General features: G+C 72.3%; 9 protein-coding genes and 1 pseudogene. 8 read left to right on the top strand and 2 right to left on the bottom strand.

The features are described from left to right. Positions 1-73 precede the first annotated feature (73 nt). From OHO27_RS15935 to sucD, 5 genes are all read left to right on the top strand, one after another. Positions 74-2,686 (top strand): DUF5682 family protein, encoded by a 2,613-nt coding sequence (locus OHO27_RS15935; RefSeq protein ID WP_328424440.1) that lies wholly within the window; start codon positions 74-76, stop codon positions 2,684-2,686. A gap of 148 nt (positions 2,687-2,834) precedes the next feature. Next, positions 2,835-3,998 (top strand): VWA domain-containing protein, encoded by a 1,164-nt coding sequence (locus OHO27_RS15930; RefSeq protein ID WP_328424438.1) that lies wholly within the window; start codon positions 2,835-2,837, stop codon positions 3,996-3,998. 1,849 nt (positions 3,999-5,847) lie between these two features. Then, a complete protein-coding gene (locus OHO27_RS15925) occupies positions 5,848-8,043 on the top strand; it encodes a hypothetical protein (RefSeq protein WP_328424436.1) in 2,196 nt (731 codons plus the stop codon). A gap of 375 nt (positions 8,044-8,418) precedes the next feature. Beyond that, entirely contained in the window at positions 8,419-9,600 is a 1,182-nt protein-coding gene (gene sucC, locus OHO27_RS15920; RefSeq protein WP_328424434.1) for an ADP-forming succinate--CoA ligase subunit beta, read from the top strand. Positions 9,601-9,627: 27 nt separating this feature from the next. Beyond that, positions 9,628-10,512, top strand: a complete 885-nt coding sequence (sucD, locus tag OHO27_RS15915; protein ID WP_328424432.1) for a succinate--CoA ligase subunit alpha — start codon at positions 9,628-9,630, stop codon at positions 10,510-10,512. Positions 10,513-10,588: 76 nt separating this feature from the next. Here sucD and OHO27_RS15910 read toward each other — a convergent pair whose 3' ends face one another. Further along, complete coding sequence (locus OHO27_RS15910) at positions 10,589-11,809, bottom strand: helix-turn-helix domain-containing protein (protein ID WP_328424430.1); 1,221 nt, start codon at positions 11,807-11,809, stop codon at positions 10,589-10,591. Between the two features lie 114 nt (positions 11,810-11,923). On the opposite strand from OHO27_RS15910, the pseudogene OHO27_RS15905 reads away from it, so the two are divergent. After that, positions 11,924-13,650: pseudogene (locus OHO27_RS15905) on the top strand (cell division protein PerM). Positions 13,651-13,986: 336 nt separating this feature from the next. Here the strand turns inward: OHO27_RS15905 and OHO27_RS15900 are convergent. After that, on the bottom strand, positions 13,987-14,781 hold the full coding sequence (locus OHO27_RS15900) for a hypothetical protein (protein WP_328424429.1): 795 nt from the start codon (positions 14,779-14,781) through the stop codon (positions 13,987-13,989). Between the two features lie 146 nt (positions 14,782-14,927). Here OHO27_RS15900 and purN point away from each other — a divergent pair, with 146 nt between their 5' ends. Then, positions 14,928-15,713 carry a phosphoribosylglycinamide formyltransferase gene (purN, locus tag OHO27_RS15895; RefSeq protein ID WP_443059550.1) on the top strand — a complete coding sequence of 262 codons (786 nt, stop codon included), beginning with the start codon at positions 14,928-14,930 and terminating at the stop codon, positions 15,711-15,713. Continuing rightward, positions 15,710-17,275 (top strand): bifunctional phosphoribosylaminoimidazolecarboxamide formyltransferase/IMP cyclohydrolase, encoded by a 1,566-nt coding sequence (purH, locus tag OHO27_RS15890; RefSeq protein ID WP_328424427.1) that lies wholly within the window; start codon positions 15,710-15,712, stop codon positions 17,273-17,275. Before purN ends, purH begins: the two co-directional genes overlap by 4 nt. Positions 17,276-17,310: the final 35 nt, after the last annotated feature.

Below are 17,310 nucleotides of genomic sequence, written 5' to 3'. Positions count from 1 at the left end.
CGGACGGGCGGTCGGCGGACGCGGCGGTGCGGGCGACGGCAATGTCGGACAGTTGGGGACCGAGGGGGACGGTGTGACTGGCGTGGACAGGCCCGGCGGCGCAGGGCGGGGTGTCGGGCCGCTGCTGCTCGGCGTGCGGCACCACGGCCCAGGGTCGGCGCGGACGGTGCGGGCGGCGTTGGACGCGGCGCAGCCTCGGGTCGTGCTGATCGAAGGGCCGCCGGAGGCCGATGCCCTGATCGCGCTCGCCGGTGACGAGGACATGCGACCGCCGGTCGCCCTCCTCGCCCACGCCGTGGACGAGCCCGGCCGCTCGGCCTTCTGGCCGATGGCCGAGTTCTCCCCGGAGTGGGTCGCGATCCGCTGGGCCCTGGAGCACGAGGTGCCGGCCCGCTTCATTGACTTGCCGGCTACCCACACGTTGGCGTGGGGGAAGGACGAGGAGTCGGCGTGCGTCGATGAGGACGGGGGGCCGACGCCCGGTGACAACGACGATGGGCTGCTGGTGCCCGTCGACGAGGACGCGGGGTCGGCGCCGGCCGGCACGGGGGCCGACGAGTCTGACGGGGAGCACGTCGACGGGAGCCGTTCCGGTCCCGCCGTCGGCCCTGTCCCCGGCTCCGGCGCTGATGGCTCTGGCCCCGGCCCCGGTGTCGATGTCCGGGTCGACCCCCTCGCCGTTCTCGCCGATGCCGCTGGTTACGACGATCCCGAGCGGTGGTGGGAGGACGTCGTCGAGCACCGGGGGGTGGGAGAGGGGGATGCGTTCGCGCCGTTTCTCGGGCTCGAGGAGGCCATGGGGGCGCTGCGAGAGGCGTACGGGAGCGGGGGGCATGAGCGGGATCTCGTGCGGGAGGCGTATATGCGGCTCCAAGTGCGAGCGGCGCAGCGGGAGTTCGGCGACGATGTGGCCGTGGTGTGCGGGGCGTGGCACGTGCCCGCGTTGCGGCAGAAGAGCACCGTGGCCGCCGACAAGGCGCTGCTGAAGGGGCTGCCCAAGGTCAAGGCCGATATGACCTGGGTGCCGTGGACGAACCGGCGGTTGGCCCGGGCCAGTGGGTACGGGGCGGGGATCGACTCGCCGGGGTGGTACGGGCACCTGTTCGGCGCACCGGACCGGCCGGTCGAGCGGTGGATGACCAAGGTGGCCGGGCTGCTGCGGGACGAGGACCGGATCGTGTCCTCGGCGCACGTCATCGAGGCCGTGCGGCTGGCGGAGACGCTGGCGGCGATGCGCGGACGCCCGTTGCCGGGGCTGGGCGAGATGACCGACGCGGTGCGGGCGGTGATGTGCGAGGGCTCGGACGTGCCGCTCGCGTTGGTGCGCGATCGGCTGGTCGTGGGGGACGTGCTGGGGGAAGTGCCGCGTTCGGCGCCGGCGGTGCCGTTGCAGCGGGACCTCGACCGGATCCAGCGCCGGCTGCGGATTAAACCGGAGGCGTTGGAACGGGAGTTGGAGCTCGACCTGCGCAAGGAGAACGATGCCGAGCGCAGCGGGCTGCTGCACCGGCTGCGGCTGCTCGGCGTGGAGTGGGGTGAGCCGGTCGTGTCGCGGGGGAGCACGGGGACGTTCCGGGAGACGTGGCTGCTGCGGTGGGAGCCCGAGCTGTCCGTGCGGATCGCGGAGGCGGGGGTGTGGGGCACCACCGTGTTCGCGGCGGCCACCGCCAAGGCGGAGGCGGATGCCGTCGCCGCGCAGGGGCTCGCCGACGTCACCGCACTCGCCGAGCGCTGCCTACTGGCCGAACTGCCCGACGCGCTGCCTGTGGTGATGCGGGTCCTCGCAGACCGGGCGGCTCTCGACGCCGACGTCGGCCATCTCGCCCAGGCGCTGCCCGCGCTGGTGCGGTCCTTGCGGTACGGCGATGTGCGGGGCACGGACACCGGGGCGCTCACCGAGGTCGCCGCGGGGCTCGCCGAGCGCATCTTCGTCGGCCTGCCCCCGGCCTGTGCCGCGCTGGACGCGGATGCCGCCGAGGAGATGCGACGCCATGTGGACGCGGTGCACGGTGCGGTGGGGTTGCTGGGCGACGCGGTGGCGTCCGCGCGGGGGGCGGGCCCCGAGGCCGGGCCCGGTACCGCCCCGGGCGACTCGGCCGCGCTCGGACACGGCGACCTGCGCAACCGTTGGCACCGGGTGCTTCGGGTGCTGTCCGTGAGGGACACCGTGCCCGGCGTCTTCAGGGGGCGTGCCGTGCGGCTGCTCCTGGATGACGGCGAGTTGGTGCAGGAGGAGGCGGCGCGGCTGATGGGGCTTGCGTTGTCGCCGGGGACGCCACCGGGGGACGCGGCTGCGTGGATCGAGGGGTTCGTGGGCGGTGGGTCCGGCGGCGGGATGCTGCTGGTCCACGACGAGCGGCTGCTCGGGCTGGTCGATACGTGGCTGACGGGGGTGTCGGCGGAGGCGTTCACGGACGTACTGCCGCTGCTGAGGCGGACGTTCTCGGCGTATGAGGCCGGGGTGCGGCGGACCTTGGGTGAGCTGGTCCGGCGAGGTCCGGGGGAGCGGGGCAGCAGGGAGGCCGGAGGCTCCGGCGCCGGCATACCCGGCTTCGGCGCCGAGCTCGATGTCGAGCGGGCGGATGCCGTGGTGCCGGTGGTGCGGTTGTTGCTGGGACTGGACCGGGCGGAAGAGGGCGCCGAGAGCTACGTCGGCGCGAACAAGCTGGTGGGGGCTACGGGATGACGACTGGCGGAGTGACGGAACCGAGGGATCGTGCCGGAGCGGTGGGCGCCGTCAGGCCATCGCACTGGTTCGCGGCACAGGGTCGGCGAACGGCCACGACCGTACCGGTGATGCCGCTGTGGGAGCGGCCTCGTGAGGGAGCGTGCCGATGACGACCGAGGCGATGGATCCGGCGCGAGAGCGGCTGCGGCGGTGGCGGATGGTGCTGGGCGGGGACCACGCCGACGGCACCGGGTGCGCCCTCTCCGGGAAGGACGCCGCGATGGACGGGGCGCTCACCGCTCTTTACGGCAAGGGGGACAAGTCGCCGGCGGGGAAAGACCGTTCGGCAGGGCTCGGGGCGTCGGCGCCGGCCGTGGCGCGGTGGCTCGGGGACATCCGGACGTACTTCCCGTCCTCCGTCGTACAGGTCATGCAGCGGGACGCCATCGACCGGCTCGGGCTGTCCACGCTGCTGCTGGAGCCGGAGATGCTGGAGGCGGTGGAGGCGGACGTGCACCTCGTGGGCACGCTGCTCTCGCTCAACAGGGCAATGCCGGAGACCACGAAGGAGACGGCACGGGCCGTCGTGCGCAAGGTCGTCGAGGACCTGGAGAAGCGGCTCGCCACCCGCACACGGGCCACCCTCACCGGGGCCCTCGACCGCAGTGCCCGTATCAACCGGCCGCGCCACCACGACATCGACTGGAACCGCACCATCGCGGCCAACCTCAAGCACTACCTCCCGGAGTACGGGACGGTCGTGCCGGAGCGGCTCATCGGGTACGGGCGGGCGTCGCAGTCCGTGAAGAAGGAGGTCGTTCTCTGCATCGACCAGTCGGGGTCGATGGCGGCGTCCGTGGTGTACGCGTCGGTGTTCGGGGCCGTGCTGGCGTCCATGCGGTCCATCAACACACGGCTCGTCGTCTTCGACACCGCCGTCGTCGACCTCACCGACCAGCTCGACGACCCCGTCGACGTCCTGTTCGGCACGCAGCTCGGTGGCGGCACGGACATCAACCGGGCGCTCGCGTACTGCCAGTCGCAGATCACCCGGCCCGCGGAGACGGTGGTCGTGCTGATCAGCGACCTCTACGAGGGCGGCATACGTGACGAGATGCTCAAGCGGGTCGCCGCGATGAAGGCTTCGGGGGTGCAGTTCGTGGCGCTGTTGGCGCTGTCGGACGAGGGGGCACCGGCGTACGACCGGGAACACGCGGCCGCGCTCGCCGCGTTGGGCGCACCGGCCTTCGCCTGCACGCCCGACCTGTTCCCGGACGTGATGGCGGCGGCCATCGAGAAGCGACCGATACCGGTGCCGGACATGGTGTGAGGGGACGGGAAGACGGGGCGAGGGGAGCGGCTGAGAGGAGGTGCACAAGGAGCTGCGGGAGGAAGGGGCTGAGGAGATGCGGGAGGAGGGATCCGAGGAGAGGAACCGAGAAGGTCGAATGGCCCGGAATGGCTGGCGATTTGTCGACCTGGTGACGCCCGACTTGAGCCAGCAAAAGGGACATGAGGTGCATCGGGAGCGGAGGGCTTGCGCAACGTCGGGAGGGCCGTGCGAGTATCGGACGCCTGTTCAGCGGTGCGCCGCGCTCCGCTCGTCCGTACCGCATCGCATCGACTCGCTGCTCATCACGCGTACTTCGTTCCGCCGCACGGGAGGACTCCCCGTCTTGACTAGGCCGGCCACGTTGCCCGGTGCCGCTCTGCGTGTCCTGCGCACTGCGGCTGGGTGGCGTGCGCTGCAGCTGGTTCTGCTGGTGGCCGGCGTGCTCGCGATCGGGCTCCTCTGCGGAGAGAGGGCGTACGCGGCCGACGGGGCTTCGGTGGGGACGGCCACCTCGTCGCCCCCGGGCTCGGCACCCTCCGCCGTCGTCGGGGCCACGGCTTCGACGCGGGAGGGTGAGGGGGTCGGGACGTCGGCGGGGGGCGCGGTCGAGCGGTTGGTGAGCGGCCTGGCGGAGACGAGAGCGCGCGCTGTGGCCGGCCCGGCATCGTCGACGCCTCTGGCAAGTCCGCAGCCTTCGGCAGCTTCGCCGTTCTCCCCGATTCCGCAGCCCCCGGCTGTCGGTGATCCGGCGCCGCAGGCTCCAGCTACCCATCACCGCGCTCAGGTTGTCGGCAACGCCGCCTCCACGATCCCGCACCCCACCGACGGCCAGGTCCTTCGCCCCGTGACCGAGCGTGTCATCCAGGGCGCGGGGCATCGCGTGGTCGGGCCGGTCGGGGACGTGGCCGAGTCGGTGACCGGCGGATTGGCCGAGGTGCAGGCGCAGGTGCCGCCGTTGGCGTCGCCGCCTGCGCCGCCTGCGCCGCCTGCGCCGCCTGCGCCGCCTGCGCTGCCCGCGCTGCCGACGGCGCCCGAGTCGCCGGCGTGGCCGAGTCGGCCCAGCTGGCCGGGGCTGGATCTCCCCGGATTCCCGCTCCCGGACCTTCCCGGCGCTGACCTTCCCACCCTCCCCGACCCTCCAACCCTCCCCGGCGTCCCAGGCCTCCCCGGTCTCCCCGCCCTGCCCGGGCAGACTTTGCCCGCGCCCGGCGCCGAGACGCCCCACCCGGTTGCCGAGGTGCCCGAGGCCGTTGACGGACAGGGCGACAAGGGGCGTACCGGCAGGGAAGGGGGCGTCGGCTACGGCCCCCGATTCGTTGCTGATGTCGCCGCGTCCCATGCCTTGACGTCCAGCGGTGCGCGCACGACCGGGCCTTCCCGTTACGCCCCCGTTCCTCAGGCGCCGGTCGATCACCCGGGTCGTGTGCTGGGGAACCGTTCGGCGGGGGATAGCAACTCGTCGCGCCACGGGGACACGCATGCCGTCTCGTTGAACGGGCGGGCGCCGCTGCGGCTGGTGCCCGGTGCCGCCGCCCGTGTCGAGGCGGACGAGATCCAGGACAGGCACCGGGACATTCCGGTTTCCCCCGCTTAGGCCGAGTCGGCCGGCTCTCCCCCCGTAGACCTGTCGCGCGGGGCGGAAGCAGGTCTGCCCATCCGCCCGTATGCCAGTCCGTCCGGACCTCACCCCAGTTCTCGATGTCCCCCTGGACATCGCTGGATCTTTCCGGATGGAAGCCGCCGGAGCCGTAGCCGGTACCGCTGGTCCTCAACTTCCTGGACCGCTACCGGAACCGCTGCCGGAATGTCCCCAAACCGTCCCAAGATCTAGGGATCCGACGCACGTATGAACAAGAACATTCGCCGTTCGATCGTCATAGCCGCCGGTGTCACCGGCGCGTGGGCGCTCGGTTCGGCCGCCGCCAGCGCGGACGAACTGCACGCCTCCACTCTCTCCGTACCGGACACGACCACCGACGCAACCGACGCAACCGAAGCAACCGACGCAACCGAAGCAACCGACGCGACCGATGCCCCCGGGCTGCTCGGAGCGGTCAACGGCACCGTTGACGGCGTCGTTTCCGACGTGACGAGCACCGTCACCGGCGTCACCGGCGTTACCGACGACGCCACCAGCACGGTCAACGAGACCGCCAGGACCGCGCCCGCGAACAACACGAACGACGCCGAGAAAGCGCCCCGCTACGTCGACGCCAACGTCTCGGTCCCGGCGGCCGCCAGGGCCCCCCGCGCGGACAAGTCGGCGGCGCAGGCTGCCGCGCAGGCCGAGGCCCACGTCTCCGCGACCGCCGCCGCTGCTGCCGTCACCGATCTCAGGAGCGCACACCGGCACACCCCGCAGCTCCCGGGCACCATCGACTACCTCTTCGGCCCCCTCGCCGCCTTCGCCCCCGAGCTGGAGGAGGCGCTCGCCGCCACCCAGACGAAGCTGCGGGGCACGCAGGGCGTCGCCCAGGCCTCCGCGGCCGAAGTCCAGGCCAGGGCCACGGGGACGACGACCGTCACGCAGGCCACCGCCACCGGCAAGGCCGCCACCGGCAAGGCCACCGCCGCCAAGAGGGCCGCCGAGGCCTCCATCGCCGCCGTTCCGAGCCACGTCACCGGGACGGCCGGCCGCACGGTCGGCGGCGTCGAGCAGCGGGTCGTCGGCACGGTCAGTGCCATCCCCGGCACGGTCACCCCGGTCGTCGCGCAGACCGCCGACGCGGCCGTACCGCCGATCGCGACCCAGGCCGTGAACGGCGTACTGCCCGTCGCAGGCCAGGCGGTCGAGGGCGTCGTCCCGACCGCCGAGCAGACCGTCTTCGGCGTAGTCCCCGCCGCCACCCACACCGTGGCCGGGGTGACGCCAGTCGCCACGAACGCGGTGGACAGCGTCCAGTCGGTGGCCGGCGGTGCGGTGACCGGCGTGCGTCCGGTCGTCGGGCATGCAGTGGACGGCACCGTGCCGGTCGCCCACGGCGCCGTGGGCGGGGTCGCCCGGACCGGCGCGCACACGGTCGGCGCCGCGACCGCGCTGGCGTACGGCGTCGTCGCTGATGTGCACCCCTTGGCCGGGCAGGCCGTCACGGGCGTCCAGCCGGTCGCCGCCGATGCCGTCCAGGGGGTCCAGCCGGTCGTCGGCGGGGTCGTTCAGGGCGTGCAGCCGACGGCCCACGGGGTGGTCGGCGACGTCCAGTACCTCGCCCACGGCGCGGTCGGCGACGTCCGGCCCATCGCCCCCGGCGCCGTCGCCGACGTGCAGCCGGTCGTGCGGGGTGCCGTCACGGACGTACCCCCGTACGCCACCGGTCTCGTCGGCCAGGTCGCCGCGGACGTCACCGGTGCGGTCCTGCCGCCCGTCGCCGACACGGCCGTGCACGGTGTCGTGCCGGTCGCGGGGCAGGCCGTCGCGGATGCGGGCGGGCTGGCGTACGGCGTGGCCGGCGAGGTCCGGCCGTTCGCGGGCGGTGTCGTCGGCGAGGTCGCCCCGCTCGTACACGGAGTCGCCGGGCAGGCCGTGCCCCTCGCCGAGGGCGTCACGGAGGAGGTGCCGCCGTTCGCGTACGGCGTCACCGGTGCCGTGCGGCCCGTCGTCGACACGGTCGTGGACACCGTCCAGCCGGTCGTGCGGGGCGTCGGCGGCAGCGCCACAACGCTGGCGTACGGCGTGGTCGGCGAAGTCGACCCCTTCGCGGGCGGTGTCGTCGGCGAGGTCGACCCCTTCGTGCACGGCGTCGCCGGGCAGGCCGCGCCCTTCGCCGAGGGCCTGACCGGCACGGTCCGCGACTCGGCGGGCCCGCTGGCCGGCAACGCCGCCGCCGGTGTGCAGCAGGTCGGCCGGTCGGTCACGCCGGATTACGCGCAGGACCTCCAGCGCGATCTCCAGCGCGGCCTGCGGAACGAGGTCCGGCACGACCTCCCCAGAGCGGCGCGTACCGCATCTGACGCACCGCTCCCCACCGACTCCGCGGGGCAGACGGGCCGGGCGGCCGAATGCCGTCGGCTGTGCCGACCGGAACCCCGCGGACGGGCCGGGTGATCCCCATTGGGGTGGGGATCACCCGGCCAGAGCCCACAGGGGCGGCCCATTCGTGCCCCTACGGGCTGTTTCGTGGGACCTCACCGGGTCAACCCCAACCCGGTGAGGTCCTCCCGTCCCGCCTTCCGCGTGCCTCACGGTCGGCACGCCGTGCCAGTGATCTCCGCTGATCGCGGCATCATGTGACAGGTATCACCGCTCAGGTGTGACCCTCGATTTAGGGGCCTCCTTCAAGCAGAGATAACCTGCGAGACGGACATGCCGCGCGCTCGGACACCGTGTGCGCCTCCCTTGTGACAGCGGACGTCACGTTGCCCTTCGCGGCACGCCCACGCATCCAACGAACCGCGAGATCACTGATAGGGACGGAAGCGCGTGGACCTGTTCGAGTACCAGGCGAGGGACCTCTTCGCCAAGCACGATGTACCGGTGCTGGCCGGTGAAGTCATCGACACGCCTGAGGCGGCCCGCGCAGCCACCGAGCGTCTCGGTGGCAAGTCCGTCGTCAAGGCCCAGGTGAAGGTCGGCGGCCGTGGCAAGGCCGGTGGCGTGAAGCTCGCCGCCACCGCGGACGAGGCCGTCGCCCGCGCGACGGACATCCTCGGCATGGACATCAAGGGCCACACGGTCCACAAGGTGATGATCGCCGAGACGGCCCCGGAGATCCTGGAGGAGTACTACGTCTCCTTCCTCCTCGACCGTGCCAACCGCACCTTCCTCTCCATCGCCTCCGTCGAGGGCGGCATGGAGATCGAGGAGGTGGCGGCCACCCGCCCGGAGGCCGTCGCCAAGATCGCGATCGACGCCATCGACGGCGTGGACGAGGCCAAGGCCCGCGAGATCGTCGAGGCAGCCAAGTTCCCGGCCGAGGTCGCGGACAAGGTCGTGAACGTCCTCATCACGCTGTGGGACACCTTCATCAAGTCGGACGCCCTCCTCGTCGAGGTCAACCCGCTCGCGAAGGTCGCCTCCGGTGACGTCATCGCCCTCGACGGCAAGGTGTCGCTCGACGAGAACGCCGAGTTCCGCCACCCCGAGTACGAGGAGCTCCACGACAAGGACGCGGCCAACCCGCTCGAGGCCGCCGCCAAGGAGAAGAACCTCAACTACGTCAAGCTCGACGGTGAGGTCGGCATCATCGGCAACGGCGCGGGTCTCGTCATGAGCACCCTGGACGTCGTCGCGTACGCCGGTGAGAACCACGGCAACGTCAAGCCGGCCAACTTCCTGGACATCGGCGGTGGCGCCTCCGCCCAGGTCATGGCCAACGGTCTGGAGATCATCCTCGGCGACCCGGACGTCAAGTCCGTCTTCGTCAACGTCTTCGGTGGCATCACCGCCTGTGACGAGGTCGCCAACGGCATCGTCCAGGCCCTGCAGCTCCTCGAGGACCGCGGCGAGAACGTCTCGAAGCCGCTCGTCGTCCGTCTCGACGGCAACAACGCCGAGCTCGGCCGACAGATCCTCACCGACGCCAACCACCCGCTGGTCCAGCGCGTCGACACCATGGACGGCGCGGCCGACAAGGCCGCCGAGCTGGCCCACGCCGCCAAGTAAGCACTCAGGACGAGGACACAACACACCATGGCTATCTGGCTCAACAAGGACAGCAAGGTCATCGTCCAGGGCATGACCGGCGCCACGGGCATGAAGCACACCAAGCTCATGCTCGGTGACGGCACCGAGGTCGTGGGCGGCGTGAACCCGCGCAAGGCGGGTCAGACCGTGGACTTCGACGGCACCGAGGTACCGGTCTTCGGCACCGTCAAGGAGGCCATCGAGAAGACCGGCGCCAACGTCTCCGTCATCTTCGTGCCGGAGAAGTTCACCAAGGACGCCGTCGTCGAGGCCATCGACGCCGAGATCGCGCTGGCCGTCGTCATCACCGAGGGCATCGCCGTGCACGACTCGGCGTCGTTCTGGGCGTACGCCGGCAAGAAGGGCAACAAGACCCGGATCATCGGCCCGAACTGCCCCGGCATCATCACCCCGGGCCAGTCGAACGTCGGCATCATCCCGGGCGACATCACCAAGCCGGGCCGTATCGGCCTGGTCTCGAAGTCCGGCACGCTGACGTACCAGATGATGTATGAGCTGCGTGACATCGGCTTCTCGACCGCAGTCGGCATCGGTGGCGACCCGATCATCGGCACCACGCACATCGACGCGCTCGCCGCGTTCGAGGCCGACGCCGACACCGACCTGATCGTCATGATCGGCGAGATCGGTGGCGACGCCGAGGAGCGGGCCGCGGACTTCATCGCGAAGAACGTGACCAAGCCGGTCGTCGGCTACGTCGCCGGCTTCACCGCGCCCGAGGGCAAGACCATGGGCCACGCCGGCGCCATCGTCTCCGGTTCGTCCGGCACCGCCCAGGCGAAGAAGGAGGCCCTGGAGGCCGCCGGCGTCAAGGTCGGCAAGACGCCGACCGAGACGGCGAAGCTGGCTCGCGAGATCCTCGGCGGCTGACCTTCACAGGCGCCAAGCGCAACATCCGGTGGGCCCGTCCCCTGCGTGGGGGCGGGCCCACCGGCGTCCACGCAGCTCACTCCGGCTGCGGTGCGAGTCTCTCCGGGCCGTGCTGCATCTGTGCCCGCAGCTTCGCGCGCAGCTTCTGCTCCTTCTCCGACAGCGGACCCGGCGCCACCCTCGGCGGCACGCCGAGCACTGTCTCCCCCGGCGGCACCGGTGGCTCGTACTGGGTCGGGGCCGTGCGCAGGGTCAGGGCCGTCGTGCCGATGAGGGCCACGGTGAAGGCGATCGCCGCGCGGGTCCAGAAGCGGGCCCGGCGCTCACTGCCGTCGCGTACCACCGCCGGTTTGGCCGCGCGCAGACGCTCCGTGGAGGCCAGTTCGACCAGGCGGTAGTGGAGTTCGGTGGGGTCGGACAGGTCCGGGAGGCGGGCGGCGACCGCGGCGCGGGCGTTGAGGAGACGGTTCGCGGTCGCAGGTGTCGTCGCCTCCGTCTCCGCCGCCGTCTCGGGCAGATCGAGGCCGACACCGTCGTAAAGGAGCAGCGCGCGGCGCTGGGGCGGGGTGAGTTCGAGGAGGACGTTCAGCAGGGCGCGGTCGGACGCGTTCGACGGTGGGGGTTCGGGGTGCCGGTAGCGCGGGCGGAACCGGTGCCAGGGGGAGAGGGCGAAATCGTACGCCGTCGCCCGCACCCAGCCCGCCGGGTCCGGGTCGCAGGCCACCTCGGGCCAGCGCTGCCAGGCGAGTTCGAAGGCCCGCTCGACCGACTCGCGCGCGAGTTCACGGCGCCCGGTGAGCAGGTAGGTCTGCCGTACCAGGGCCGGGGCGCAGAAGGCGTAGAGCGCGTCGAAGGCCTGGGCGGGCGAGAGGGGGCGTTCGGCCCGCGCTTCGGGCGGCGGTGCCTCGACCTCGGTGGGGTCGGCCGCCGGTACGGCAGTCCGTACGGCTGTGTCGGCCCGTTCGCGGGCACCCTGACCTACCGTCATGTCGCGCCCTCCCGTGGCGTTCTGAGCCTCTGTCTCTTCCGTTGATTCCTGTGCCGACTGCTGTGCCGACTTCTCCGCCGTCTCCTCCGCCGTCTCCTCCGCCGTCTCCTCCGCAAGAGAGGCGAGCAGGTGCGCGTACGCCTCCCTCCTCTGGCCGCGTGGTGTCGTACGGCCGTTCTCCCAAGCGCGTACTGTCTCGCGGCTGACGCCCACCCGTGCCGCGACCTGAGCCTGCGTCAATGAAGCGGCCTCGCGCAGGCGTCGGCGTTCCTCGGGCGAGGGAAGCGGGGATGCGGGGCTCTGCGTCACCGTACGCCCCTTCGTGCGAAAAAGTACATAAACGTATATTGAGCGACACTTCGGAGGTTCGCCTGTTACGACGGGAAAGCGCGTGTCGTTGGGAGCATTGCGGGCGTGATCGAGATGACGGCTCGTCGAACGCCCCTGTCCTCCCTGCTCACTCGCCTTCGGTACCGCACGCCTGGACTCGGCGCGAGCCTTCTGGGCGGCGCGGTCGCGGCGGGGCTGGGGCTCGGTGTGATCGCCGTGGTGGTGATGGTGCTGTGGGTCAGTTCGCCGTATCCGGACAAGGGACCGGGGAGCGCGCTGCAGGTCGCCGCTGTGCTGTGGCTGCTGGCGCACGGTGCCGAACTGGTCCGCACCGACACCCTCTCCGGTCTCCCCGCGCCGGTGGGCGTCACGCCGTTGCTGATGCTGATGCTGCCGGTGTGGCTGGTGTACCGGGCGGCGCGGGACGCGGCGGCGGACGGTGGTGACGGGGCGCCGCTGGTGTCGGGCAGTACGGCGTGGGCGGGTGTCGTGCTCGGGTACCTCGGGGTCGGGGTGGGGGCGGCGGTGTACGCGGCGGGCGGTGAGCTGCGGCCGTCGTGGTGGTGGACCGGGGTGTGCGTGCCCCTCCTCGCGATGGGAGCGGCGGGGGTGGGCGTGTGGATGGCGTGCGAACGGCGGCCCGAGGCGGCCCACGGTGTGCTCGGCGTGATGCCGACGCGGGTACGGCGGCTGGTTCCCGAGGCGGAGGCGCCCGCCCGTCTCGGTGCGGCGGCCCGGGCGGCCGGGGCCGGTGCGGCGGCGCTCGTCGCGGGTGGAGCGTTGCTGGTGGGTGGGTCGCTGGTGTGGCACGGTGCGGCGGCGCGGGGGTCGTTCCTGCAGCTGACGGAGGGGTGGTCGGGGCGGTTCGGGGTGCTGCTGTTGTGCGTGGCGCTCGTGCCGAACGCGGCGGTGTGGGCGGCGGCGTATGCCCTCGGGCCGGGGTTCGTGCTCGGGACGGGGCATGTGGTGGGGCCGCTGTCCTCGGCGCCGGCGCCGTTGCTGCCGCCGCTTCCGTTGCTGGCGGCGGTGCCGGACGCTGGGGTCGGGGGGCCGGTGCAGTGGGGGTGGGAGTGGTGCCGGTCGTGGCGGGGGTGGTCGTGGGGTGGTTCGCGGCGGGGTGGGGCGACGGGCTTCGGGCTCGGTCCGGGGGCGGGCAGGCGCCGGCCGTGGCCTGGGCGCCCGGGCGGACCGCCGGGGTTGCCTTGCTGGCGGCCGTGTTCTGCGCGGTCGTCGTCGCCGAGCTGGCCGCGCTGTCGGGCGGGCCGCTGGGGCGGGGGGCGCTCGCCGAGTTCGGGCCGGTGTGGTGGCAGGTGGGGGCTGCGGCGTTGGGGTGGGTCTCGGTGGTGGCGGTTCCGGTGGCTGTGGTGGTGCGGGGGTGGCGGTGCCACCTGGGGCGGCGGGCGGGGCGGCTTGGTGAGACGGAGGGGGCTCGGATCGGTCGGCCTCGGGTGGAGGCGGCGGCGGGGGAGACGGGGGAGACGGCGGGGCGGTCGGCCTTCGTGCAGGAAGGGCCGTTCACGGCGTTGGTGCAGGACCAGGACGGTCGGGGGGTGGTGGCTGACGAGGACGGGGCGTACGGGGGTGAGGGGCAGGGGGTTCCGTACGGGGCGTATGACCATGACACGACGTTCGAGCCGGACGACTTTTTGCCTGCCGAGGTGCCGGTCGCGGGGGTGGCGGAGCCTGAGCCCGAGCCTGAGCTGGAGTCGGGGTCGGCGCCCTCGCCGTGGGGCGACGATGACTCGCGTGAGGCGCGTTGGGCGGCGATGAAGGATGTGTCGGATCCGCCGGAGGCACCCGAGGAGCGGGCGTCGCCGTGACGGAGCGGATCTCGCCCCCGCCGCCCCTGCCCTTCCCGTCCTTGAAGGGGCGCTGCCCCTTCGCCCCCCGGCCCTGGGGGCTGCCGCCCTCAGACCCCCGCTGTCGGCCTGAACGGCCTCGTCCTCAAACGCCGGACGGGCTGAAATGCAGGCGGGCAGCCCCCGTGGGTGGGTGGGGGTCAGCCTCGAACGCCGGGCGGGCTGAAGTGCAGGGGTGCAGCGCCCGTGGGTGGGTGGGGGTCAGGGATGGTGCGGGCCTCGTCCTCAAACGCCGGATGGGCTGGGATGCCTGGACCGGCGTCGAGGAGTGGCGTCAGCGGAGGGCATCCGCGTCCCTCAGTCCCCCGTCCCCAGAATCCCCCGCAGCTCCTCCGGCAAATGCTCCTCGCACGCCTGCTTCGCCGCGGTCGTCAGGGCGTCGTTCGTGCAGGTGTAGTAGTCGCTGTAGACCATCTGCGCCGTGAAGCCGGCGGCGACCACTGCGATGGCGAGGGAGGCTGTGACCAGACCGCTTACTGCTGCTGTGGTCTGGGGGCGGCCGGTGGGGCGCGGCGGGGTCGGGGTGTTCGGGTCGGGGGTGCGGGGCTTGGCTCGGAGGCTGCTGATGCCCCAGTAGAGGGCCAGGGCGCCCAGGAGCAGGGCCACGTACGGCCAGCTGAAGAGGGCGAAGAAGAAGGCCCACATGCCGGACAGCAGTGCGTAGCGAGCGCGGCGCTGGACCGGGTCGGTCGGGTCCCAGCGCAGGTTGGGGCCGGGGCCGGGACCGCCGGGGCCGTCCTGCCCGCGTCGGGAGTTGTCGCCGAAGCCGTCGGGGGAGCGGCCCGGCTGGCGGTCGCTCCACTGGTTGCCCCACGGCGAGCGGCCTCTGCCCTCGTCGGAGTCCTGCGAGCCGTCGTCCTCACCCGACGGGCGGCGGCGCGGCTGCCACGGGCGGTCCGGGGTGCCCTCCGGCGGCGGTGCGAAGGGGTTGTCGTCCTGCCCCTGGCCGCGGCCCCGCTCGTCGCCGTCCTGTCCGCCCGAAGGCGCGTCGGGCGGTGAGGTGGGGCGCTCCCGCAGCAGCACGCCGCTGTGCTCCCCTCCCTGCACCGGGTGCGGCGGGAACGTGAGGAGTCGCAGGCTGCGGTCCGGCATCAAGTGAGCGTCTTCCCCTAGGCGATAAGGCTGGCTGTTCTGAGCTGTCACACGAAGAACGCACCGCACGACGACCGCGTTCCCGAGCCCGCTCGCCCCAGACGCTACCTTCCGGCCACGCCCCCGTCCCGTGGGGGCCTTCCGGTGTGCCGGTATCGTTGCTGACGGTCGGCTGCTTCGTAGACTTCCCCGTATCCGGGGGTGCGATGCATTCGTATGAACGTACAGATGTGAGACGTACGGACGCGAACCTACATGCCGTCGGCCGCATGAAGAACGCACCCCCGAGAAAGGGCCCCACCGTGGCCGCCAAGCCCGTGGCCAAGCGCCTCGTCGTGCTGGTCTCCGGATCCGGCACCAATCTGCAGGCGCTGCTCGACGAGATCGCCGCCGTCGGTTCCGAGGCGTACGGCGCCGAGATCGTGGCCGTCGGCGCCGACCGCGAGAACATCGAGGGGCTCGCGCGGGCCGAGCGGGCGGGACTGCCCACCTTCGTGTGCAAGGTCAAGGACCACGGCAGCCGGGAGGAGTGGGACACGGCGCTCGCCGAGGCCGTATCCGCCTACGAGCCCGATCTCGTCGTCTCCGCCGGGTTCATGAAGATCGTGGGGAAGGAGTTCCTCGCGCGCTTCGGCGGGCGGTTCGTCAACACCCACCCCGCGCTCCTGCCCAGTTTTCCCGGCGCCCACGGCGTCCGCGACGCGCTCGCGTACGGCGCCAGGGTCACCGGCTGCACCGTTCACTTCGTCGACGACGGCGTCGACACCGGGCCGATCATCGCTCAGGGCGTGGTCGAGGTCCGGGACGAGGACGACGAGAGCGCTCTGCACGAGCGCATCAAGGAAGTCGAGCGAAGGCTGCTCGTCGAGGTCGTGGGGCGGCTCGCCCGCAACGGCTATCGCATTGAGGGACGAAAGGTAGTTATCCAGTGACCGCCGAGAGCAACAAGCGGGCCATTCGACGGGCGCTCGTCAGCGTCTACGACAAGACCGGTCTGGAAGACCTCGCGCGCGGCCTGCACGAGGCGGGTGTCGAGCTCGTCTCCACCGGCTCCACGGCCGCGAAGATCGCCGCGGGCGGTGTCCCGGTCACCAAGGTCGAGGAGCTCACCGGCTTCCCCGAGTGCCTGGACGGCCGCGTCAAGACGCTGCACCCGCGCGTGCACGCGGGCATCCTCGCCGACCTGCGGCTGGACAGCCACCGGCAGCAGCTCGACGAGCTGGGCGTGGCGCCCTTCGACCTCGTCGTCGTCAACCTCTACCCGTTCAGCGAGACCGTCGCCTCCGGCGCCACCCCCGACGAGTGCGTCGAGCAGATCGACATCGGCGGTCCGTCGATGGTGCGCGCCGCCGCCAAGAACCACCCGTCGGTCGCGGTCGTCACCAGCCCGGCCCGCTACGCCGACGTCCTCGCGGCCGTCCGCGACGGCGGCTTCGACCTCACCACCCGCAAGCGGCTCGCGGCCGAGGCCTTCCAGCACACGGCGGCGTACGACGTTGCCGTCGCGAGCTGGTTCGCCTCCTCCTACGCCCCCGCCGACGAGTCGCAGTTCCCCGACTTCCTCGGCGCCACCTGGGAGCGCGAGAACACCCTGCGCTACGGCGAGAACCCGCACCAGCCGGCGGCCCTGTACGTCGACGGCAGCGGGAGCGGTCTCGCGCAGGCCGAGCAGCTGCACGGCAAGGAGATGTCGTACAACAACTACACGGACACGGACGCCGCCCGCCGTGCCGCGTACGACCACGCCGAGCCCTGCGTCGCGATCATCAAGCACGCCAACCCCTGCGGCATCGCGATCGGCGCGGACGTCGCCGAGGCGCACCGCAAGGCACACGCGTGTGACCCGCTGTCGGCGTTCGGCGGTGTGATCGCCGTCAACCGCCCGGTCAGCAAGGAGATGGCGGAGCAGGTCGCCGAGATCTTCACCGAGGTCATCGTCGCGCCGGACTACGAGGAGGGGGCCCTGGAGGCTCTCGCCAAGAAGAAGAACATCCGGGTGCTGCGCGCCCCCGAGGGCCCGAAGAACGACGTCGAGGTCAAGGCCGTCGACGGCGGCGTCCTCCTCCAGGTCACCGACCGCCTCCAGGCCGGCGGCGACGATCCCGCCAACTGGACCCTGGCGACCGGCGATGCGCTCAGCGCCGGGGAACTGGCCGAACTCGCCTTCGCCTGGAAGGCCTGCCGGGCCGTGAAGTCCAACGCCATCCTGCTCGCCAAGGGCGGCGCGTCCGTGGGCGTGGGCATGGGGCAGGTCAACCGGGTGGACTCCTGCAAGCTCGCGGTCGAGCGGGCCGGCGCCGAGCGGGCCCGGGGCGCGTACGTCGCCTCAGACGCCTTCTTCCCGTTCCCGGACAACATCGACGTCCTGAGCGAGGCCGGCGTCAAGGCCATCGTCCAGCCCGGCGGTTCGGTCCGTGACGAGCTGGTCGTCGAGGCCGCTCAGAAGGCCGGCGTCACGATGTACTTCACGGGGACGCGGCACTTCTTCCACTGAGCCGGCATGGGTGAGGGGCGAGCAGCACATGCGGC

The organism is Streptomyces sp. NBC_00443 (assembly GCF_036014175.1).
In the GTDB taxonomy this organism is placed as follows: domain Bacteria; phylum Actinomycetota; class Actinomycetes; order Streptomycetales; family Streptomycetaceae; genus Streptomyces.
The sequence above is the reverse complement of the archived record's forward strand: the minus strand, read 5'-3'. Positions and strand labels throughout refer to the sequence as shown.